Raw genomic sequence first — 21,503 nt, 5'->3', positions numbered from 1 at the left:
ATTTAAAAGATTATCGTCCAATCGGGTTCAATTACCTGTTCATTTTCATCATAAACGGGATAATGTTCCCTGAAATAATTCTGCATCTTCATGCCATAGCCTTTCAAGAGGTAACGGTTGGGACCGTTATACACCGGTAACTCCTCGATTCCACAAATTTGCAATATCAACTTGTATTTGGTCTTACTCCAAGTGCCGAAATATTTCCGTCCATATACCATATCCCACATACTAGGTTTCTCCAGCATATTCGACACTTTTATTAAAGCTTGCTGACTCTTTGCAAAATCGTTGGGAAAATCGTCATTCGCAACTATTTGCAGAGCGATGCTTACAGCAACGGAATCCAGCAACTTGTCCGTACTGTAAACTGTCACCGGGACATTGGCGGTAAACGTGCCTTTTGGCAACACATATAAATCTTCCAATGCTTTATAATGTATACTTGCCTTTGCTGTTGACAGCGCTTCATCTACCACTACCCGAAAATACCGGTCATGATCAGCAGGATACCCGGCAATTTCCACCGGTACTTCAATCACATGGGAGGTCTCCACTGTCTTAGCGAAAGAATAAACAATACTATCTGCTTGGGCTCCCGACAAATCGAAATAAATCGTAGTTGCCGTACTATCAAACATTTCTTCTCCCTGATCCGCACATCCGCTTCCCAAGAAAAACAGCAATCCAATTATCGTGACAAACTTTTTCATATCTTACTCGTTTCTATTCGCAATATTTCCAAATTCTATTTCCGTGTCAGGCAAGGGGAAGGTGTACAATCCGGGGAAATTCCCTTCCAACACGCCCTCTATACTCGTGAAGTTTTTCCGTTTCATATAATAAAATAATTGTCCTTCACCTACGAATGATTTCCGGTATTCGGTATAAAGTTCCGCATCCAAATCATTCACCTCTTCTTTCAGATCATAAGAGGAACTAATGCCAAAGGCCTGCCGGACCCGGTTCAAGCGTAGGAATGCCTCGGATTCCTCCGTGGCGGCCTCTGCTGCAATGTAATAAGCCTCACAACCACGTATCAGCGAAACATTCACGGGACGTTTACCATCTGCCGCCTTCATATATTTGGCTACGTATTCCGTGCTGCTATTAGGGTATTCATGAAACCACTCCTTCCAACGGTTGTCGATGGAACCATATTTATCTGTTTCATAAATGGCATTTTTCCGTTCCTCAGGAACAATCAACTGCTCCCCCTTATCCAAACCGGGATTAAAATAATAGTCTGAATAATCGGCAAGTTTATCCGAATACAATGAGAATACATAACTCGTCGAAGAGCATCGTGGAGTATTCACTGCCAATTCCGCCCATTTATAAGCCTCGCCCTTATTCCCCAAAAACAAATATATACGCGCCAACGAGGTTGTCACTGCATAGTAATTCATCCTTTCCCGACGATAACGCAGAAAGCCACCATCTTCATCGTATTCCGCGTTATCTTGTCCGCTATTGGTGTAATTTTCCGAATAGTTCTTAAAAGCGGGTCCAATCGGGTCTGTTTCTTTCAGTAACGCTTCCGCTGCCAATAAATCCTGAATACAATTCTCCGCCACCTGTTTCACTGTCAGTTGAGGGAAAGGTACATTTGTCACTTTATCCACGTACGGAATCCCCAAAGCATCGCCTCCCAGTGCATAAGAGGGGGCATACATCCGCAACAAGTCAAAATGTAAATATGCCCGCAGCCCCAAAGCCTCGCCCTTAATGATGCTATAGTTGTCGGCCGTGAACAATTCTTTGCGCTGTTCCAAGTTCCATAGTAAGTTGTTCAGGTTAGCGATAATGGAGTACATATTCGACCAAATCTTCGAAACGATTGGTTTCACATCCGCGTGTTCATAATCATACGTGGATGCCGGCATGTAGGTGCTTTCTTCCGACGTTATGTTATAATACTGCGCCAACACATCCATAAAGCCCATGGTCAGGTTACCCCCATAAAGATCAGGGGAAATCATCTCGATGTAAGCCCCCAACAAGGCGGTCTTGAAACCGGACTCCTTCGAAAACAAGTCTGTTTCTTTCACTTCTGTTTTAGGCGACACGTCCAGCCAATTATCACACCCGGCAAAAACAGGCATGATTGTTACCAACAATAGTAAACGATATATCTTTTTCATATTTCATCATTAAAAAGTTATCCTCAAAGAAGCTCTAAACGCATGTGCAAACGGATAGTCCAATCCCCTCTCTTCCTTCACGGATGACCAGCGAAACACATCCGTCATGTTGAACGATAGGCGTAGATTTTCCACCTGAATGTACTTCAGCCAATTAGCATTGAAGTCATAAGACACGTTCAGAGTGCTTAATTTCAGCCAGTTGTATTTTTCGACAAACCGACTAGTCGCTTGCGTCATCTCGTTGTTAGCGACATCCTTGAAAAAAGTGATGTCTCCCGGTTTCTGCCAACGGTCTTCCAGTACACGCCTGTCACAATTATAGCGTTTGTCGGCATTCTCCACTCGATCCACCAACGTTTGATTGTAAGTATCGCCCCCCAAGCTATAGGTAAAATACATACTCAGCGAAAATCCCTTATAGCCTCCGTTCAACGATATATTCCCCTCGATTTTAGGATCCGTACATCCTATCGGTTGCTGGTCGGAAGCATTCCAAGTGCTTGTCAATATGCCATTGCGGCCAACAAAAATCTCTTTTCCGTTTGCCGGATTGATACCCTTCGAAGGAACTCCCCAGATAGTATTCAACGATTGTCCTTCAATGAAACGGACACGAGGCGTATTCATAACACTGTCGTCCTGCACTTCGTTCCAAGCGCGCAAACTGTTGGAAATCTTCTTCAACTTATTGTTATTCTTAACGATACCGACACTTAAATTCATAAATCCATTTTTGTTTCTGAACACGGTCCCTCTCACCTTCAGATCAAAACCCTTGTTTTCCAATTGCCCGATGTTTTCCGTATAGGTACTAAAACCCAAAGAAGGAGGTAAAGTAATATCAGACAACAAACTCTTGGAAGTGTTCACATAATAATTTGCCGAAACGGAAAAACGACGGTTGAGTATATCGAAATCAATACCGACATTGCGTTGCGTGGTCTTTTGCCATTTTAAACTACGGTTTGCCATACCTTTCATGATTGCCCCGATTCCGTAGCGGTAACGGTTGTTCACATCGTATTCATATTTGGGTATTGCCTGAAACGGGCTGAACGACTGAGATCCGACCCAACCCAAGGAGGCGCGGATTTTCAAGCGGTTGATAAATTTCGCACAATCCTTAATGAACTTCTCGTTGTGCAGATTCCAACCTATACCAACCGAACCGAAGGGAGCCCAACGCGTATCTGCACCGAATTTGGACGACGCATCCGTACGTACGGACAAATCCAACAAATAGCGTTCCTTGAAAGAATAGTTCATGTTCCCGACCAAACCTATCAACCGTGAAATTTCATCTTTTCCCGTGGGTGTTGACGACTTGGGATAGGATGCCCCAAACACAATATAATCCAAGTTCTCGTCGGGAAACCCCTCCACTTTCACCTTATATTCCTCTTTCGACAAATCCTGCATATTCAAAGCCGCATTCACGTTCAACACGTGGTCGTGCATCGGTTTGAAAAAGCTGAGTACCAGGCTGGCATCGTACCCAAATTCCTTACCTTCTGTCGCCTGGTAAGAACCACGGCGATAATAATTGTCACCCATCATATTGCTGAAATCCGTATGCTTTGCTGGCTTGAAGACAACCCCTTCACTTTTTTGATGGTGAATAGCAATGTTTCCTTTCAAGCGCAAGGCTTCCGTGATATACCAGTCAATGCTGAAATTATTCGTGAAATTACTGTAAGACGACCGATCTTCCACGTTCAACTGTGTATTATATAATGGATTCGGCACCTTGTCAAAAGCCCCTCTCGTATCATCTTCCAGCAAATACAAGTAATGCCCATTCTCATCTTTGTAGGCATAATAAGGATTTGCCTTCGCGTATTCGCTAAAACTACCATAGGGCGAGTTATCGGCATTCACCACATCGTACATCATCTGGTTCTTGAACACAATCTTTTTCATCTGGTACTGCAACAGCATGCCGGCACTGATTCTTTCACGTCCGGATTCTTTCATCACACCCAGCGCACTTTCGTAGGATAAATCCAAGGAATAACGCATGGCGTTTTCTCCTCCCTCCACAAATAGGGAATGCTTATGTCCTATCGCCACATGCAGCGGCTTATTCAACCAGTAGGTATTGTTGCCCTGCTCCACCAAACGCTTTTTGTAATTATACTGCGCTTCCCGCTCCTCCAACAGGTTGGCAACCGTCGAGCTATAATAGCCGGCAGCCCGTTCCAATTCTAATTTTTCCTCAGCATTCAGCAAATCATAGTCCCGCAAATCCGGAATATTAAACGACAAATCCATATTGTAACTCAAGCGGATAGATCCTAATTCCGGCATCTTGGTCACAATCACCACCACGCCGTTTGACGCACGCGAACCGTAAATGGCGGTCGCCGCCGCATCTTTCAGCAAAGTCATCGACTCAATCCGGTTCGGGTCTAAATCGAACACTTTCTCTGCCGACACTTCAAAGCCATCCATGATGAAAGTCGGCATGTTTGGGTCTCCCTCGTATTCATTCTTCACGTTAGGCATGCTTGAACTGCCCCGTACTTCAAATTTGGGCACCACATTGGGATTCGATCCATCTGAAATATTCTCTAACATCTTGAAAGAAGGATCCAGCACCGACAAAGCGGTCAGTGCATTCACCGGATTCACCTGTCTCAATTCCTCCCCGCTGAAAGAAGTTACCGTACCCGTAAAACTTTCCTTTGTTTGATTGAAATACCCGGTAACCACGACCTCACCCACCTCCGTCACATCTTCCTCCATCGTAATATTTATCGTTTTATTGTCTTTTACTACTACTTCCACACTTTTCATTCCAATACACGAAAATACTAAAGTAGAAGTTGACGATTCGGGTATACTGATCACATAGCTACCATCCGTATCCGTGACAACTCCGGTAGTCGTACCCTTGATAAGTACCGTTACACCGGGAAGTGGTTCTTTATTTTTGTCAAGCACTGATCCTTTGATTGTTCTCAACTTATTTTCCGTACTCGTTTTATTGGAATTATACTTCACAGAAATATATTTTCCATCCGTGATACCTGTTCGAAAAAACGGTTTACCTTCTAACACCTTATCTAACGCATCAAGTATCGTTACCTCCTTCAAAGAGGCTGTTACCCTGTAATTTTGCACATGATCATAAGTAAACAAAATTTTATACGAAGACATCTTTTCCAACTTCTTCAACACCTCCGCCAATAGCTCATTTTTAAATTCTACTGTAATATTCTTTTGCACTTGAGCATGAACAAAAGAAATCGTGAACAAAAAACATACAAGCAACGTACCCCTAAAAAGTACCTGCAAATACCCGTGTTGTTCACGAAAAAATAAGTTGATTTTTTTCATAAACCTGTTTTTGAATTTCAATAAAAAAAACTATTCATGTCGACATTTTCATATATTCCGTTTAAAAATATAAATTAGGTACCCCCTTCATCCTAAAAAAATATCAAAAAAAATTAGCAATTGCCTACACAATTGCTAATCACGAATTTTATACTATAATCCGTATATCTAATCTACAAATATGGTACGCTTTTCATAGGTAACTTTTACATTACCCATCGTATTCAATAACTCCAACGCTTTTTCTATTGCCTGATCCCGTTGCGCCCAAAAGTGTAACTTCAAATGCATCATTGAATCATTTCTGAACACAACCCTCACATTATACCATCTACCTAATTCTCGCATAATCTTCAATAAAGGTTCGTTATCGAAATAAAAATACCCTTCCGTCCACAGACAATAGTTATCCGTATCTACTCTTTTCACCTCAAAGGAACCATTCTCCAGCAAAAAAGCATCCTCTCCCGGACGAATGACCACCTCCGCAGACGAACATTCATTCCTCACTTTTACACTTCCCTGAAGCAACGTGACATGAGCATCCTCCTGAGAATAATTTCTCAAATTGAATTCCGTACCTAACACCTCTGTCACGATATTCCCCGATTTTACTCTAAAAGGTCGTACTGTATCGTGAGCGACCCGAAAAAAACCTTCCCCATATAACTCGACTTCTCGTTGGTCCCCCTTGAAAAAACTCGGATATATCAAACGACTCTCCGCGTTTAGCCACACACACGTACCATCTGACAAGCAAAACTGGTAGAATCCCCCCCCGTAAGTTGTCAATGTATGTATCTCAGAATCATCTATCGGGTTATCATTTTCATACGTCAACATTTTCTCTTGACGGAAAATTCTACCCGAATTTTCCAACAAACTATCCATCCGAGAATCGGAAAGTATTATTTGTCGCCCATTACTCGTGGATAACATCACTTCAATAGAGGTAGAATCCGGGGAATAAGCCACGAATTCCTGACCATCTTCCGGATCAACATAAAACTTCAATCCGCCCCATACCAATGCTAAACAAGCAACGGCAGCAGCAAACGACACTAGTAATCGACGAGACAATCTTTTACGCTTCACTTTTTGCTTATGCAAGAAATTCTCCCATGCAACTTCCGGTTCACCCCGTAACGAGGAATCCTCCAAAATAAAACATTTACGACAATCTTGTAATAAACGAATATCTTGTACATTATCTGGATCGGACAACAATTCTTTCAGATTTTCATCCGTAATTTCTGAAGCATCTAAAGCATCAAGCAAACGTTCTTTCGAATCTATATTTTGTTTTTTATCGTTCATTGTATTACTTTTATAAAATACGTTTATATTTTCATTTTAGGTCCCGTTTTTAGGAAAATTCTTCTCGCAACAAATTCAAAACCTTCATTATATGTTTCTTCACGGTATTCACACTAATCCCCAATTCATTTCCTACCTCTACATATTTTTTCCCGCTGAAATAACACCCTTCCAAAACCTTACGTGTCTGAGGCGATAAACTATTAATAACCTTTTGCACCCGCTCCAAGCGTTCATCCTCATGCTCAGAAAAGTTTTCTATTTCTGAATCCGTTCCCATAATTTCCAACGTATACTTCTCCACAATCTTAAAATGCCTTAGATTGTTGATACTCCGATGCTTCACTTGTTGAAAAAGGACCGCAACCCGATCGACACGTTTCAATTGCTCATAGCTTTTCCAAACATACTCAAAAGCATCACTTACAACATCTTCACTTGTTTCTCTATCATTAAGATAGTAGTAAGCACATTGATACAATCGAGAGTAATTCTCCTTAAATAATCTTTCAAACTCACGTACCTTCTCACGATTTTCTGACATAAACATAGACATACGTACAAAACAACACAAACGAAAACCTCTATTTTAGATAAAAATCTAACAATATCCTACCATCCAAACACATGCTTAATCGATCTCCAATTTTTAAATCTTTTTGGCGGAAAGGACTCCCGCAATAAATTAAATCTCCAATTTTCAACATACAAAATTCCGATACTCTAGAAACTAACTTCCCTGGAGATAAAGGAAGCTCCCGCACTTTCATTCGATTAATCTCCAAACCATTCAACACAAAACTAAACTCCGTCTCATCCAACTCATTTTCAATTTTCTGCCATTCGGATATAGCCGCCGCTCCATCAAAAGAATAAGCCATAGAAGAAGAAAGCCCTTTACTCAACAACTCCTTTTCCAGATCATCAGCATAAAATCTAATTCCAACTCCCACCTCATCAAAATAACGTCCGGCAAAACGCTCCCCCACACATTTGCCAATCTTTCCAACACGCAATACTAACTGTGGAACGCAACTCAATCTCTCTATAAAAGTTGGAATATAAAAATTATCATTGTTTCTCAATAAAGCATTATCCCCGATAACACTATATGCAATTTCGCCTAATTTCCCGTACTCCGCACAAAGTAATTTCATCTTTAGAATCCAAAATTTAAAATCTGAAACGATCAAATTATCAAGTCCTTCGCACTCCTCTTCGGCACGTGATGAGAGCCGTCCGCTTCCCGCCAATATTTATAGTCCCCGTCTTTCATCTCCTCCAGCACGACATTTTCTTTCGGTTTGCCCAAAGCGATAACATACATGATTTTCAAATGTTCGGGCAATTGCAATACTTCCCGCAACGATTCGTTTTTAAACGCCTTTATGATACATCCGCCATACCCCTTTTCCACGGCACCCAACAATATCGTCTGAGCCTGAATCCCATCGTCACACAAGCAATTTTCCACGATAGAAGTATCCAATAATTGAATCAAATAAGCCGACGGGCGTTCTCCCTCCTCCGGTCCATCCCAATCTTTCAGATACCCGGCCCACGCCAGATTATGAAAAACCCGATCACACAATACACTATCCGTGACGGGCTTGTATTTCAACGCCTGCGCATTTCTTCCCGAAGCGCAATAACAAGTTAACCCGACCAAGTCCGCCAGTTCACACGCAGAAATCCGAACGTCTTGATAAAAACGACGGTAACTTCTATTTTTTAACAACAGTTCTTTCAACATAAATCTATACAGAATCTAATGATTAATTGTAAATTTGTTCCGAAACAAAAATAACAATAAAATATGAATTCGTTTCTTCATCTTCTGGCAAAAGATCTGATTCTGAAATACGGACATGATTTCGATAACCTGATCATCCTGTTTCCCAACAAACGGGCGGGATTATTCTTAGCGCAGGAATTGGCCCAATTGATTGATCGTCCCGTGTGGATGCCCGAAATCCTCACGCTCGCCGAATTTATCGAACGCCAGACCGGGTTGAAGAAAGCGGAAGAACTCACGCTTATTATCAAATTATATAAAACCTATCAAGAACATGCCGGAACCACGGAACGCTTCGACGATTTCTACTTTTGGGGTAACATGTTACTGGGCGACTTCGATGACATCGACAAGTACCTGGTAGACGCGAAAGACCTCTTTTCCAACATCACGGCCCTAAGAGAAATAGAATCGGCTTTCCCCTACCTCACCCCGGAACAAGTGGAATTCATTCAAAGTTTCTGGCGCAGTTTCAATGCCGAAAAATACAGCCAAGAGCAACAAGAATTCTTGAACGTATGGGATAAACTCTACCCGACTTATACCAAGTTTAAGGCAAAATTATTCGCCGAAAACTTGTGTTACGAAGGCATGGGACAACGTCTATTCTGCGAGCGACTTACCAAACACCACACCGATCGCCAACTGGTCTTTGCCGGATTCAACGCCTTGAATCAATGCGAGAAACGAATATTTTCTTATTTCCGGGACAACGGGCAGGCGCTATTTTACTGGGACTACGATTTATACTACTCGGCCAACGAGAATCATGAAGCCGGACTTTATATCCGGGAAAACATGAAACTTTTCCCCAATGCCCTGGGACTGGAACATTTCAATAATTTCCGCTATAACGAGAAAAATATAGAGTATATCTCCGTTCCCTCGACTATCGGACAGGCCAAATTGATCCCGACATTAATTGGACAAATCCACCCGGAACAGCAAAATTCTTATACAGACACGGCCATCGTGCTGTGCGATGAAAGCCTGCTTACCCCGGTCATCCATTCCATTCCCGACACGATCGACAAGATCAATATCACCATGGGTTACCCGGCCCAAAACACCTCCGTGGCCGCCTTGATCGGCATGCTGGGAGATTTAAAACACTACTCCAAGAAGGAAGGCAACTCCACGCACTATTACTACAAGCCGGTTATCGCCCTGTTGAATCACAAACTGATCAAAAGTACCTGTGCTGAAGAGATCCCGAAAATCACCAACTACATCAACACGAACAATATCGTGTACGTGGCAGAAAGCAGTCTTCAATTCAGCGACATCACCCGTGCCATCTTCTCTTCCTCCGAAGAAAACCTGCCGGACTATCTGTTACAGATTTTAAAACAACTCATTGTCTCCATACAGCCCGATGGACACGAGGGGGTATCAATCGAGAAAGAATTCCTGTTCTCGATTTTCACGACGATACAAGGCATAAAAAACACGTTCCAAGAAGAACATATCGTCCCCGATAACAAGTTGTACCTCCAGATCATACACAAAATCCTGCAAGGCGTATCCATCCCCTTCTCCGGTGAACCGCTGGAAGGGATGCAAATCATGGGACTCATGGAAACCCGTATGCTGGATTTCAAAAACCTGGTTATCTTGTCCGCCAACGAGGGGATCCTCCCGAAAGGAGGGCACGCCTCGTCTTTCATCCCGTATAACCTGCGTCTCGGGTTCGGTCTACCGACCCCGGAACACATGGACGCCCTTTTCGCCTATTACTTTTACCGCTTGTTACAACGAGCCAAACAGGTGAAAATACTGTACACGGATGTCACGAAAGGCATGAGCAGCGGGGAAATGAGTCGGTTCCTCTACCAGATAAAATACGAGTCGGGATTACCCGTCAAAGAAATCCATTTCCAAAATAACATATCCGTTCAAGACAACCCGACGATCTCTATCTCCAAGAACCCGGAGATCATGGATAAACTGAAAAGCTATTCACAGGAAGATGCACGAGGTATTTCTCCTTCCGCCCTCAACACGTACATGGAATGTCATCTGAAATTCTATTTCAAATACATGGCTCGTATCAAAGAGAAAGAGGAAATGGCCGAAGAGCTGGATCATCGCCTGCTTGGAACGATCTTCCACCAAAGTACCCAATCCCTCTACCAGACATTCCCGGAGGGGGAAATAACAACCGAAGGACTCGACACGTTAATACAAAACGATGCCTTGATCGAGGAGCATATCCGGGAAGCCTATTTAAACCTATACGACACAACCGTCTCCAAGATGCTGGAGAGCGGGGCCAATGAACTTGTTCTCTCCGTCGTGAAAAAATACGTGAAAAAAGTATTCGAGTACGACAAGACGTTATGTCCTTTCCAAATCATTTCCATGGAAAAGACCTACCGCATGCCCATCACGCTCTTCCCCTTGAAAAGCCCCATGATAATCCACGTGGAAGGAGATATCGACCGGGTAGACCGTATCGCGCAAGGAACCCGTGTCATTGACTACAAGACCGGAGCCGATAAAACAGATTTCAAGGATCTCCCCTCTATTTTTGACTCCAGCAACAAACAACGCAATAAAGCAGCTTTCCAAACTCTGTTGTATTGCATGATGTACGAGCATGAAAACCCCGGTACCGACCCGATCCTGCCGGGGATATACAGCACGAAACTATTATTCACCCCCAATTATAGCTACCTGCTGAAATGTAACAAGGAGGCCATCCAACGGTTCAAACCTTACGAACCGGAATTTCAAGACCTGTTAGTCCAACTCTTGGAAGAACTCTTCTCGCCCGAAATCCCGTTCACGCAAACCGAAATCCCGGAAAAATGCCGCACCTGTTCTTATAATGACATCTGTAAACGAAAGTGATTAATTCCCGGACATAGTATTTTGTATATCTTCTCGTACTTTAAAATACTTGTTCGTCCGTCAATTCCCCATCTGTTCCGCACTCAACCCCACGTAACCGAACAAATTCCCAAGTAAGCACCCTAATAGAGCCAGAAATCCTCCTAATATTCCAAATTTACGTTCAAAGCCTATTCCAAAAAATCGCACGGCAAAACCAACCAGGAAACCGACCCCGATAGCCATATATCCGATTTGATATTTTATTGAAACCGTGATCAAGGCCCACAAAACAGCACTAATCAAGACCGCTAGCATACCTCCGACCAATGCATATCCAAAATTTTGATAACGCTTCAGATTCTCTAATATTTCCTCGGAAATACTTACCACCTCTTGTTCCGCAACATCTGCTTTTTCTGCAAGGGAGAAATCGTCTACACTTGCCGGGTCCTGTATAAAATTCACACACCCATTATCAAAATCAGCCTTTTGTTGGGTCAATCCACAAACAATTCCCCGATTCGGATCAAATTGTCGATTCTTGCATTTCTTGCAAAAAGACAGCCGTTCCTTTTGTTCCACAAGTCAAATATTAAAGTTACACACGCAATTATCCTTCCTGTACAAAAATAAAATATTTTTCAAGATATCCAAGCGAATCACTCAAACAGATCACTTATATCAGCTCTTTTGCCTTCAAATAAAAAGGAAGCCGGGATTCGAGATGTTCCCGGACGAAGAACTCCAACTCGTTGTCGGAATACACGGCCAATAAAGGCCGATCGGCCCGTTGCTTTTTCAAACGTTCCACGATCACGAACAAGGAAGTATTCAGAAAAAGAGTACTCCCCATACTATTCATATATTCCATGTTATCAAAGAAACAAGGGGTTCCGCCCCCCGTGGCCATCACGAACTCATCTCGTTCGCCGCAAAGCTCGTGCAATACCCGCCGTTCGGTTTCCCGAAAATAACGTTCCCCGTCAGTCGCGAATATCTCCGAAATAGAACGCCCTTCCCTCTCCTCGATACACTCGTCCAAATCCAGGAAAGGAAGACCTTTATCCCCGGCCAATTCCTTTCCGAACGTGGTTTTACCACTCGCCATATATCCGACAACGAAAAACTTCATCCTTTCCGGGAGCGATTATTCAAAATCCAGCTTCATCTGAGTCTCGTCACTCAACATATCCGGGTTCGTGATCTCGAAATCCACCTCCGCGGAAGTCGTTCCTTCACTCTCCTCTTCCCCGCTATCCAAGGGCTCTATTTCTTTAATTTCCCGTACCTCGTAAGTTGTTACCCGTTTTCCGCGGGCCTTGAATGACTTCTCGGCAATAAATTCGTCGGCAACAATCACGTCTGCCGGACGGTTCTCGTAACGTCCCCCGAACACGACTTCGAACCGGGGCCGTTTCTCCCCACTCAAAGCCACCAGATACGAGCCACCCGTGTCACCGATAAAAGATGTTAACCGAACCATATTCTCGAAACGGAACCGCTTCAAATAATAGAACTGTTGTTCGGCATCGAAGAAGACGGCAGACCATACTTTCTCCGGTTCATACTTCTCGATCACGGCGTACTCTTCCTCGTAGTGATTACTTAAATCATAATCGGTCGTGTAATAGGTCCCGTTCTTGTTTACCACCAGAATACGGTCCTCGCCCAGGAATTCCCCCAGATAACGTCCGCGCCCGTCCGTGTTCAACCGCAACACATCCTCGTCAATCCATATCTTCCGTCCGCCCAGCGTTGAAGCACCTTTTTGCACCAGAGATATTTTATGAATATCATTTTTACTCAGCACGTTTCCTTGCGAATCACGTCCTTTGATCGCCAAAGCAGCAAAATCATACTCGAAGACCAGTTTTTTCATCCCCGGCTTCGGTTTCAGGCAAACTTTTATCACCTCAGCCTCCCCGTTCGGGTTAGCACTGAAGTAAAGCACCCGCGATCCCGGCGTGCCTTTCGTCAGGTTATATTGCTTATCACGAGTTGTTCCCGTCACGCAAAAACGTTTCACGTAAGCCGGCCCCACCTTACCGTCCCGATAAGCCACGTTATAGATCGTGCGTTTATCATTCTTCTTAAAGACATTCACGTATAGCACGTCTTTCCCCACGAACAATTTATCCGCGACCTTCGTGACATAATACGTCCCGTCCTTCCGGAACACGATCACGTCGTCTATATCCGAACACTCGCAAATAAACTCATCTTTCTTCAAAGCGGTACCGATAAAACCTTCCTCCCGGTTGATATACAACTTCTCGTTCGCCACCACGACCTTCGTGGCCTCGATATTCTCGAAGTTCCGGATCTCCGTGAGACGTTCCCGACCTTTTCCGTATTTCTTCTTGATATTCTCGTAATAATGAATGGAATAAGGAATAATATGCTCTATATCGAATTTCACGCGGGTAATCTCCTCTTCCAATCCCTTGATATAATTCTCCGCCTGTTCCGAGTTAAATTTCAAGATACGCTTCATCTTGATCTCCAACAACAGCTTGATATCATCATCTGTCACCGGGCGGATCAGCTTCGGCAGGAAGGGTTCCAGGCGCTTGCGCACGTGTACCACCACCTCGTCCACCGATTCACTCTCCTCGAACTCCTTATCCTTGTATATACGTTCTTCAATAAATATCTTTTCCAGCGTTGAATATTGCCAATCCGTCTCCAGCTCGCCCAACTTGATCTTCAACTCCAGCAACAACAAGGCGACCGTCTCGTCTACAGACTTCCGCAAGATATCGGAAATCGGCATGAATATCGGCTTGTCATTCTCGATAACACAAGAGTTCGGGGAGATTGACAACTCGCAATCCGTGCAAGCGTACAGGGCATCAATCGTCTTGTCGGAAGAAACCCCTGCCGCCAGGTATACCAGAATTTCGGCCGAAGCTGCCGTGTTATCGTCAATCTTCTTGATCTTGATCTTTCCCTTTTCGTTCGCCTTCAAAATCGAATCTATCAGAGCCGACGTCGTGCGACCGAAAGGAATCTCCGTAATCTTAAGAATCTTGTTCCCGGCATCCTTTTCAATCCTTGCGCGGATTTTCACAGTTCCACCCCGCACCCCGTCATTATATTTCGACACGTCAATCATCCCCCCCGTCGGGAAATCCGGGTACAATACAAAATCTTCATTTTTCAAATAAGCGATACACGCATCCAACAACTCGTTGAAATTATGCGGTAATATTTTCGAAGCCAATCCAACGGCAATCCCCTCCACACCCTGCGCCAGTAGCAACGGGAACTTCACGGGCAACGTCACCGGTTCTCTCTTCCGGCCGTCGTATGACAATTTCCAGTTCGTAGTCTTCGGGTTAAAAGCGACTTCAAGGGCGAATTTCGAAAGCCGGGCCTCGATGTAACGTCCCGCGGCGGCATCATCCCCGGTCAAGATATTTCCCCAGTTTCCCTGACAGTCCACCAACAAGTTTTTCTGTCCCAACTGTACCAGAGCATCCTTGATCGAAGCATCTCCATGCGGGTGATAGGCCATCGTGCTCCCCACGATATTGGCAACCTTGTTGAAACGCCCGTCATCCATCTCCTTCATCGCATGCAAGATACGACGTTGCACCGGTTTCAACCCGTCATTCACGTACGGAACCGCACGCTCCAGTATCACGTAAGAAGCGTAATCCAGAAACCATTTCTCGAACATTCCCGACAAATGCTGAATCGACCGCACCCGGCCATTCTCTTCGTGCAGCTCTTGTTCCGGCTCCTGAGGCACCACCTCTTCCACTTCCTCGTTATTTATCTCGTCACTCATAAATTGAAAATTGAAAATTGAAAATTGAAAATGAATGATCACTCCAATCTACAATATATTTTTATTCACTAATCCAATATCCGAATCTAAAATTTAAAATCTAAAATTATAAATTATTAGATTTCATCTTTCTCCACGTACAGGTTATCAATAATGAAATCCTGCCGCTCGTTGGTATTCTTTCCCATGTAATAAGACAGGAGCGTCCCGATCGGGTCCTGCTTGGTCATACGCACGGGTTCCAGACGGATATCCTTCCCGATAAACCCCCCGAACTCGTCCGGGGAAATCTCTCCCAAACCTTTAAATCGCGTGATCTCCGGTTTCGGTCCCAACTGCTTGATCGCTTTCTCCCGCTCCGCGTCGGAATAACAATAACGGGTCTCCTTCTTGTTCCGCACCCGGAACAACGGTGTCTGCAAGATGTACAAGTGACCGGAACGTACCACGTCCGGGAAGAATTGCAAGAAGAATGTCAACAACAACAACCGGATATGCATCCCGTCCACATCGGCATCCGTGGCAATAATGATATTATTATAACGCAACTCCTCGATCCCGTTCTCGATATTCAGTGCCGCTTGCAAGAGATTAAACTCCTCGTTCTCGTACACGATCTTCTTGGTCAACCCGAAAGAATTTAAAGGTTTACCCCGCAAACTAAACACGGCCTGCGTATTCACGTCCCGTGATTTCGTGATTGATCCGCTGGCAGAATCCCCCTCGGTGATAAATATCGAGGATTCGGTTTTCCGCTCGTGATTAGAATTGAAATGCACCCGGCAATCCCGTAATTTCCGGTTATGCAAACTAACCTGTTTCGCCCGCTCCCGCGCGATCTTCTGAATACCGGACATCGCCTTGCGCTCCTTTTCGGTCTCCACGATCTTGCGTAACAACAACTCGGCCGTATCCGGGTTACGATGCAAGTAATTATCCAGTTCTTTCGTCACGAAATCAAAAATAAAATTCCGTACCGAAGGACCTTCCGGCGCGATATCTTTGGAACCTAACTTCGTTTTCGTCTGGGACTCGAACATCGGTTCCTGCACCTTTATGCTGATAGCCGCGATAATCGAAGTACGAATATCGGCCAAATCAAAATCTTTCTTGTAAAAATCACGAATCGTCTTTACCACCGCTTCACGGAAAGCGACCAAATGGGTCCCCCCCTGCGTGGTATGTTGCCCGTTCACGAAAGAGTAGTACTCCTCCCCGTATTGCCGCCCGTGCGTCATGGCCATCTCGATATCGTAACCTTTCAGATGGATGATCGGATAAATTCCCTCCCCGCTCATATTCTCGGACAACAAATCGTAAAGTCCTCGCTTAGAATGTAACTTCTGACCGTTGATATTAATCGTGAGCCCGGAATTCAAGAACACGTAATTCTTGAACATCGACTCCAGGTAATCCATGATATAATGGTAGTTCCCGAACAATTCCTTGTCCGCCACGAAAGTAACCAGCGTCCCGTTCGGTTCCGAGGTCGGCACGATCTCCTGATCCTCGACGATCAATGCCTTGTTAAACCGGACAAGTTTTGTCTCCCCGTCCCGGAAAGATTGAATCGTGAAACTCTCGGAAAGCGCGTTCACCGCTTTTATACCGACACCATTCAACCCCACGGACTTCTTGAACGCCTCGGAATCATATTTGGCACCGGTGTTCATCTTCGAAGCCACGTCAATCAATTTGCCCAAAGGAATTCCTCGCCCGAAGTCCCGTACCGACACGGTTCGCTCCTCCACGTTGATAATAATCTCGCTCCCCGCACCCATCGCGAACTCGTCAATACTATTATCCACCACCTCTTTAACCAGTATATATATACCGTCATCCATCGCGGCACCGTCACCCAGCTTTCCAATATACATACCGGGACGCAAACGAATATGTTCCCTCCAGTCCAGCGTCCGGATAGAATCTTCCGAATAATTCTCTACCATAAGTTATCCATGTTTTGCACAAAAATAATCAAAACTCCGCAATGAAATAAATTTATTTGACATTTTTTATTCGTCGAAAATACCAGTACAGCCTGCAACTTCCTTTAGTTACAAATATTTTACTTCCTTAAACCCGTACACACGTTCTCTTCCCGCCACATCCTCCAATACCAGTTGCCCGTACTCGTTTATTCCCCGAATCGAGGCCTCGAAAACACCCCGCTCGTCTTCCCAATAATATCGCCCTTCCCCGCGATACAAAACCTTCAAGAAATCTCGTTCCAAGCCCTCGTAATCCAGTATTGACGCGTAACGTTTCCCGATACACGCCAACAACTCTTCCAATGCCCGCGACAAAGGGATTTCCTCCCCGGTCAACTGGAATAACGAAACCGGATTAGGCGCGTCCGACAAAAATTGCTCCTGATTTATATTCACCCCGATCCCGCACAGCGATCCCCCCACGTAAGGCCCCATGATCAAATGTTCAATCAATATACCCGAAATCTTCCGATCGCCCACGTAAATATCATTCGGCCATTTCACCGTGCAATTCTTCACGTAACGGGAAACGAAATCACAAGCCCCCAAAGCGATCACCATCGACACGGCAAACTGCCATCCCGCCGGTAAACCTTCCGGCCGTAACACGACAGTCATGGAAATATTTTTCCCCGGCTCACATTCCCAATGATTCCCAACCTGTCCCCGTCCCCGAGTCTGCCGGTAAGTCAATATCACCATTTTATCCTCCAACTGTCCCCACCCGACACGTTCCGCCTCCGTGTTCGTGGAACTTAATTCATCATACTCCCGCACCTTGAAACCGCTAACCTGATACTCTTGCATAATATTATAAAGTTTTATCTCCCGACAAAAATAACAAAAAAGACACATTGGGCAAACGGCGTATCCAGTAACTATTACGGGGCTCTCTCTACGGGGTCTCACTGGTATATCAATGACACATCAAGGCAAAGTTGCCGACAAGTTCCCGAGGTAGATCGGCAACTTATCGGCAACTTATCGTTAACTTCCAATTAACTTACCAAGGAGACAACAGCCCAAGCCCCCGTGGATAAGGGCTTATCAGCGATTTAACAAATCTTCACTTTGTGAATAAACGGTGTTGCTTTTAACACATATTTATAAAACAAAAGAAAATCTCACAAAAACAAAACAACCCCGGGAAAATTCCCGAGGTTGCAACTCTACTCTCTATTTAACTTGCCCTATTACATTTTCATATTTTTCAACAGACTAGCAGAACTCTTCGACGTTAAAAATCTTTCCAGATATTCCACTTGCCGAACCGAATGTATATCACCGGAAACATAATCAATCAACCCTGCCTCCAACAGTATTTTAGCCCCTTGTAATGCCTCTTTCCCGTAAAACCCGCTAAAAGACAATAAATTCACCTGTATCCTACATCCCCTGTTCTTTATCCCCCTGACATGTTCCTGTATTCGTCCCACGTAAAACGGATACCGTTCCGGGTGAGCTAAAATCGGGGTATATCCCTTCTCTTGCAATCGAAATATCACATCCTCAAAAGAAGGAGCTTGAGAAACAAAACTATGTTCCACCAACACCAACCCGTCTTGAAACGACGCGATACAATCCCGCTCGATCAATTCCAACATATACTCGCCTACCCGGTATTCCGCTCCCGCGTCCGCCTCGATATGAATGCCCTCCTTCTCCAGACCCGTTTTCAATAATTCCAATCTATCCTGGATCATCTCCGGCGTGTTCAACGGTGAAGGGAAAGCGATATGGGGCGTGAAAGAAAATCTTTTCACTCCCAAGGCTAACATCCTTTTCACGATCATGACCGATTCCTCTATACCTTTCACCCCGTCATCCAACCCCGGCAGTATATGAGAATGGATATCATGTTCGTAAAAGAAAAATTGTTTCGTTTTTTTCCAAAATAAACTCATATCATGCACTTACTCTTTCTTCTTCTTTTTCTTCTCGTCCTGCCCGTAACCATAACCATAGCCGTAGCCATAGCCATAACCATAGCCGTAACCGTATCCACCTGACCGGCTCACCTTTATCCCGTTCACCACGATCCCCAAGTTATCCAAACGTTTTCCTCTTTCCAAATCAGCAACAACCCGCAATCCTTTTTTATCAAGCACATTCGCCCGGATCACGTACACGCAAGCATCCGCATACTCGCTCAGCGAGAAACCATCCGCCAAAATTCCAAGTGGCGGGGTATCTAATATAATACAAGAAAACTCTTTCTTCAAACATTCCAATAATTCACCCATCCGGGGACTAGCCACCAATTGCGTCGGGTTCGGGGGTACGGTTCCCCCAAATATCACGTAAAGATTATCGTCCACTTTCTCGATGATCGAGTCCGGGTCATCTACCATTCCCGCCAAGTAAGCCGATAAACCTTTCTTGTTTTCTCTCTTGAAATACTCGTTTAATCGCGGGTTACGCAAGTCACACCCGATCACCACGACTTTTTTACCGGCTTTGGCGTAAGCGTTAGCCAGATGAGCGGCAACCAGCGACTTTCCTTCCCTGGGTATCGTGGAAGAAACCATGATAATGGGAGATTCTATACGCCTGATCAAGTAATTCAAGTTTTCCCGGATCAAGTGCATTGATTCCGTCATCATAAAATCTTCCTGATCTATCGAAGTCTTACTCTCAATTAATTGCGGCAACGTTCCCAGCAAAGGCGAGCTTACAACTTTCTCAACCTCGGCAACACCCCTGACCTTCGTATCCCACATGTCTACCAGAAGAATTCCACCCACGGGCAAGATAACTCCCACGCACATACCTAAAAACAATATTAACATTTTCCGGGGCGATATCGGATGCTCTCCCGGATCCGGGTTCTCGATAATCTTCGCCATCGGTACATACATTAACTTGGCAATCTCCGCCTCTTCCCGTTTTTGCATCAGGAAAAGGAAAAGATTTTCTTTCAACTCTTGTTCACGGGCTATCGAACGGTATTGTTTTTCTTGAGTCGGCACTGATGTCAATTTCGCCTCTACCAGTTGACTCTCTTTTTCCAAGCTCTCGATCTTGATTGTCATGCCTCTCTCCACGTTTTCCATTGCTGACCGGATACTACTTTTCATCTCTCGAAGTTGCATTTCCAATCCCGTGATGATCGGGTTACTCTCGCGAGCAGACAATAACAATTTGCCTCTTCGTAACACCATCTCGTTGTACTTACCGATTCCACTATTGAGCGTTTCGTCCGTCAATCCGAGTTTTTCTGGTAAAATTCGGAATTCTTCATCTTGATTATCTTCCAGGTATGACCGAACGCTCTTCACCACGTTCATTTCCGTTGCCAACCTTAATAGTTCAGCCTCCGTGACCTTCTTCCGCTCCATCACGAGAGCCGCATCGGAAGTGAGGTTCGTCAGCTGATTTCTCTTTTTAAAACTTTCAGCATCATTCTCGATATCACCCAGTTCCTGATTAATCACCCGTAACCGTTCGTTAATAAATTCCACCGTTTTTTCTGACACCAGTTGCTTATCCCCGATTCCATTCTCGTTATATTTACGGATCATCGTGTAAAGAAAATCTTTCCCCTTATCGGGATTCGCCTCTTTCAAAGAAATCTGAACGGCACTCGCGTTTTTCTCCAGCAACCCGACATTCAATTGTTTATGAAATCCCGTTGTCGCAGATTCGTATGATTTCAAGCTTACCCGAATCTCGTCACCGACCTCTATCACGGGTGTACACTTCTCCACCGTTATCCTGTAATCCCCCATCGAAATGGCCTCGGAAAAACTCCCCTCAAACACGATATTCCGATCCGCATCACGAACCTTTATCTTACTCGCGTCTTCCAAAATCACGTAAATTGTCGTATCCTTGATATTCTGAGGAATGTCCACGAGTACTTTCATCGGACCATTTTTGTACAATTTCTCGTCACGAAGCATCTTTTCACGGGTATAGTCCACGTTCAAATCCAACTCCTTCACCACGTCCATGATCAGGTTCTTGGACATCAACTCCACCATCTCATTCTCGACCAACATGTTTCCTTGGAAAAAGCCCAATTCCTTAATCATAGGGTTTACCCCGACCTCACCTTTCTTCGAATCACTGATCATAACTTTCGTCCCTACATTATACACGGGGATTGAACTGAAACAGATGTACAAAGCGACTCCCGCACAGAGCGGAACACTAATAAAAAACCACCACCAACGGGCCAGAAGTTTATAAAAAAAGGCTCTCAGATCAAAATAGATCTCGTCATCCTCCTGTAACAGATTATTATTTGAATTATTCGTATTCATGTCTCTTTTGTTTGTTTTACC

Annotated in this window: 15 protein-coding genes; 1 reads left to right on the top strand and 14 read right to left on the bottom strand. The window is 44.4% G+C overall.

The features are described 5' to 3' along the window. Window positions 1–2: 2 nt before the first annotated feature. The 7 genes from DWW52_RS00735 to DWW52_RS00705 all read right to left on the bottom strand — a co-directional run bounded on the left by DWW52_RS00735 (window position 3) and on the right by DWW52_RS00705 (window position 8,556). Window positions 3–713 (bottom strand): DUF4843 domain-containing protein, encoded by a 711-nt coding sequence (locus DWW52_RS00735; protein ID WP_118713568.1) that lies wholly within the window; start codon window positions 711–713, stop codon window positions 3–5. 3 nt (window positions 714–716) lie between these two features. Further along, a complete protein-coding gene (locus DWW52_RS00730) occupies window positions 717–2,144 on the bottom strand; it encodes a RagB/SusD family nutrient uptake outer membrane protein (RefSeq protein ID WP_118713567.1) in 1,428 nt (475 codons plus the stop codon). A gap of 9 nt (window positions 2,145–2,153) precedes the next feature. Next, the gene (locus DWW52_RS00725) at window positions 2,154–5,486 is read right to left on the bottom strand and encodes a SusC/RagA family TonB-linked outer membrane protein (RefSeq protein WP_118713566.1); all 3,333 of its coding nucleotides are present in this window, start codon (window positions 5,484–5,486) and stop codon (window positions 2,154–2,156) included. Between the two features lie 168 nt (window positions 5,487–5,654). Continuing rightward, window positions 5,655–6,803, bottom strand: a complete 1,149-nt coding sequence (locus DWW52_RS00720; RefSeq protein WP_118713565.1) for a FecR family protein — start codon at window positions 6,801–6,803, stop codon at window positions 5,655–5,657. A gap of 49 nt (window positions 6,804–6,852) precedes the next feature. Continuing rightward, complete coding sequence (locus DWW52_RS00715; protein WP_158582444.1) at window positions 6,853–7,347, bottom strand: sigma-70 family RNA polymerase sigma factor; 495 nt, start codon at window positions 7,345–7,347, stop codon at window positions 6,853–6,855. A gap of 40 nt (window positions 7,348–7,387) precedes the next feature. Next, the gene (locus tag DWW52_RS00710) at window positions 7,388–7,960 is read right to left on the bottom strand and encodes a fumarylacetoacetate hydrolase family protein (RefSeq protein ID WP_118713563.1); all 573 of its coding nucleotides are present in this window, start codon (window positions 7,958–7,960) and stop codon (window positions 7,388–7,390) included. A 32-nt stretch (window positions 7,961–7,992) separates the two neighbouring features. Beyond that, window positions 7,993–8,556 carry a nitroreductase family protein gene (locus DWW52_RS00705; protein WP_118713562.1) on the bottom strand — a complete coding sequence of 188 codons (564 nt, stop codon included), beginning with the start codon at window positions 8,554–8,556 and terminating at the stop codon, window positions 7,993–7,995. A gap of 63 nt (window positions 8,557–8,619) precedes the next feature. Here DWW52_RS00705 and DWW52_RS00700 point away from each other — a divergent pair, with 63 nt between their 5' ends. Further along, window positions 8,620–11,451 (top strand): PD-(D/E)XK nuclease family protein, encoded by a 2,832-nt coding sequence (locus tag DWW52_RS00700; protein ID WP_118713561.1) that lies wholly within the window; start codon window positions 8,620–8,622, stop codon window positions 11,449–11,451. Window positions 11,452–11,511: 60 nt separating this feature from the next. On the opposite strand, the gene DWW52_RS00695 is transcribed toward DWW52_RS00700, so the two are convergent. The 7 genes from DWW52_RS00695 to DWW52_RS00665 all read right to left on the bottom strand — a co-directional run bounded on the left by DWW52_RS00695 (window position 11,512) and on the right by DWW52_RS00665 (window position 21,482). Further along, window positions 11,512–12,015: a hypothetical protein gene (locus DWW52_RS00695; protein WP_118713560.1), complete on the bottom strand. Its 504-nt coding sequence runs from the start codon at window positions 12,013–12,015 to the stop codon at window positions 11,512–11,514. A gap of 94 nt (window positions 12,016–12,109) precedes the next feature. Next, window positions 12,110–12,565: a shikimate kinase gene (locus DWW52_RS00690; RefSeq protein WP_233556624.1), complete on the bottom strand. Its 456-nt coding sequence runs from the start codon at window positions 12,563–12,565 to the stop codon at window positions 12,110–12,112. 15 nt (window positions 12,566–12,580) lie between these two features. Next, entirely contained in the window at window positions 12,581–15,226 is a 2,646-nt protein-coding gene (locus DWW52_RS00685; RefSeq protein WP_118714260.1) for a DNA gyrase/topoisomerase IV subunit A, read from the bottom strand. Window positions 15,227–15,342: 116 nt separating this feature from the next. Then, window positions 15,343–17,175 carry a DNA topoisomerase IV subunit B gene (locus tag DWW52_RS00680; protein ID WP_118713559.1) on the bottom strand — a complete coding sequence of 611 codons (1,833 nt, stop codon included), beginning with the start codon at window positions 17,173–17,175 and terminating at the stop codon, window positions 15,343–15,345. Window positions 17,176–17,283: 108 nt separating this feature from the next. Next, window positions 17,284–18,024: a biotin--[acetyl-CoA-carboxylase] ligase gene (locus DWW52_RS00675; protein WP_118713558.1), complete on the bottom strand. Its 741-nt coding sequence runs from the start codon at window positions 18,022–18,024 to the stop codon at window positions 17,284–17,286. Window positions 18,025–18,410: 386 nt separating this feature from the next. After that, window positions 18,411–19,121 carry a tyrosine-protein phosphatase gene (locus tag DWW52_RS00670; RefSeq protein ID WP_118713557.1) on the bottom strand — a complete coding sequence of 237 codons (711 nt, stop codon included), beginning with the start codon at window positions 19,119–19,121 and terminating at the stop codon, window positions 18,411–18,413. A gap of 9 nt (window positions 19,122–19,130) precedes the next feature. Further along, window positions 19,131–21,482, bottom strand: coding sequence for a polysaccharide biosynthesis tyrosine autokinase (locus tag DWW52_RS00665; RefSeq protein WP_118713556.1), 2,352 nt, complete (start codon window positions 21,480–21,482; stop codon window positions 19,131–19,133). Window positions 21,483–21,503 lie beyond the last annotated feature (21 nt).

The sequence above is a fragment of the Odoribacter sp. AF15-53 genome (assembly GCF_003479425.1).
GTDB lineage: Bacteria > Bacteroidota > Bacteroidia > Bacteroidales > Marinifilaceae > Butyricimonas.
The sequence above is the reverse complement of the archived record's forward strand: the minus strand, read 5'-3'. Positions and strand labels throughout refer to the sequence as shown.

Coding starts and splice junctions, on each gene's coding strand:
- DWW52_RS00720 (WP_118713565.1), bottom strand. CDS start 6,803: ATGAACGATAAAAAACAAAATATAGATTCGAAAGAACGTTTGCTTGAT.
- DWW52_RS00730 (WP_118713567.1), bottom strand. CDS start 2,144: ATGAAAAAGATATATCGTTTACTATTGTTGGTAACAATCATGCCTGTT.
- DWW52_RS00705 (WP_118713562.1), bottom strand. CDS start 8,556: ATGTTGAAAGAACTGTTGTTAAAAAATAGAAGTTACCGTCGTTTTTAT.
- DWW52_RS00710 (WP_118713563.1), bottom strand. CDS start 7,960: ATGAAATTACTTTGTGCGGAGTACGGGAAATTAGGCGAAATTGCATAT.
- DWW52_RS00675 (WP_118713558.1), bottom strand. CDS start 18,024: ATGCAAGAGTATCAGGTTAGCGGTTTCAAGGTGCGGGAGTATGATGAA.
- DWW52_RS00715 (WP_158582444.1), bottom strand. CDS start 7,347: ATGTCAGAAAATCGTGAGAAGGTACGTGAGTTTGAAAGATTATTTAAG.
- DWW52_RS00725 (WP_118713566.1), bottom strand. CDS start 5,486: ATGAAAAAAATCAACTTATTTTTTCGTGAACAACACGGGTATTTGCAG.
- DWW52_RS00680 (WP_118713559.1), bottom strand. CDS start 17,175: ATGGTAGAGAATTATTCGGAAGATTCTATCCGGACGCTGGACTGGAGG.
- DWW52_RS00690 (WP_233556624.1), bottom strand. CDS start 12,565: ATGAAGTTTTTCGTTGTCGGATATATGGCGAGTGGTAAAACCACGTTC.
- DWW52_RS00665 (WP_118713556.1), bottom strand. CDS start 21,482: ATGAATACGAATAATTCAAATAATAATCTGTTACAGGAGGATGACGAG.
- DWW52_RS00700 (WP_118713561.1), top strand. CDS start 8,620: ATGAATTCGTTTCTTCATCTTCTGGCAAAAGATCTGATTCTGAAATAC.
- DWW52_RS00670 (WP_118713557.1), bottom strand. CDS start 19,121: ATGAGTTTATTTTGGAAAAAAACGAAACAATTTTTCTTTTACGAACAT.
- DWW52_RS00735 (WP_118713568.1), bottom strand. CDS start 713: ATGAAAAAGTTTGTCACGATAATTGGATTGCTGTTTTTCTTGGGAAGC.
- DWW52_RS00685 (WP_118714260.1), bottom strand. CDS start 15,226: ATGAGTGACGAGATAAATAACGAGGAAGTGGAAGAGGTGGTGCCTCAG.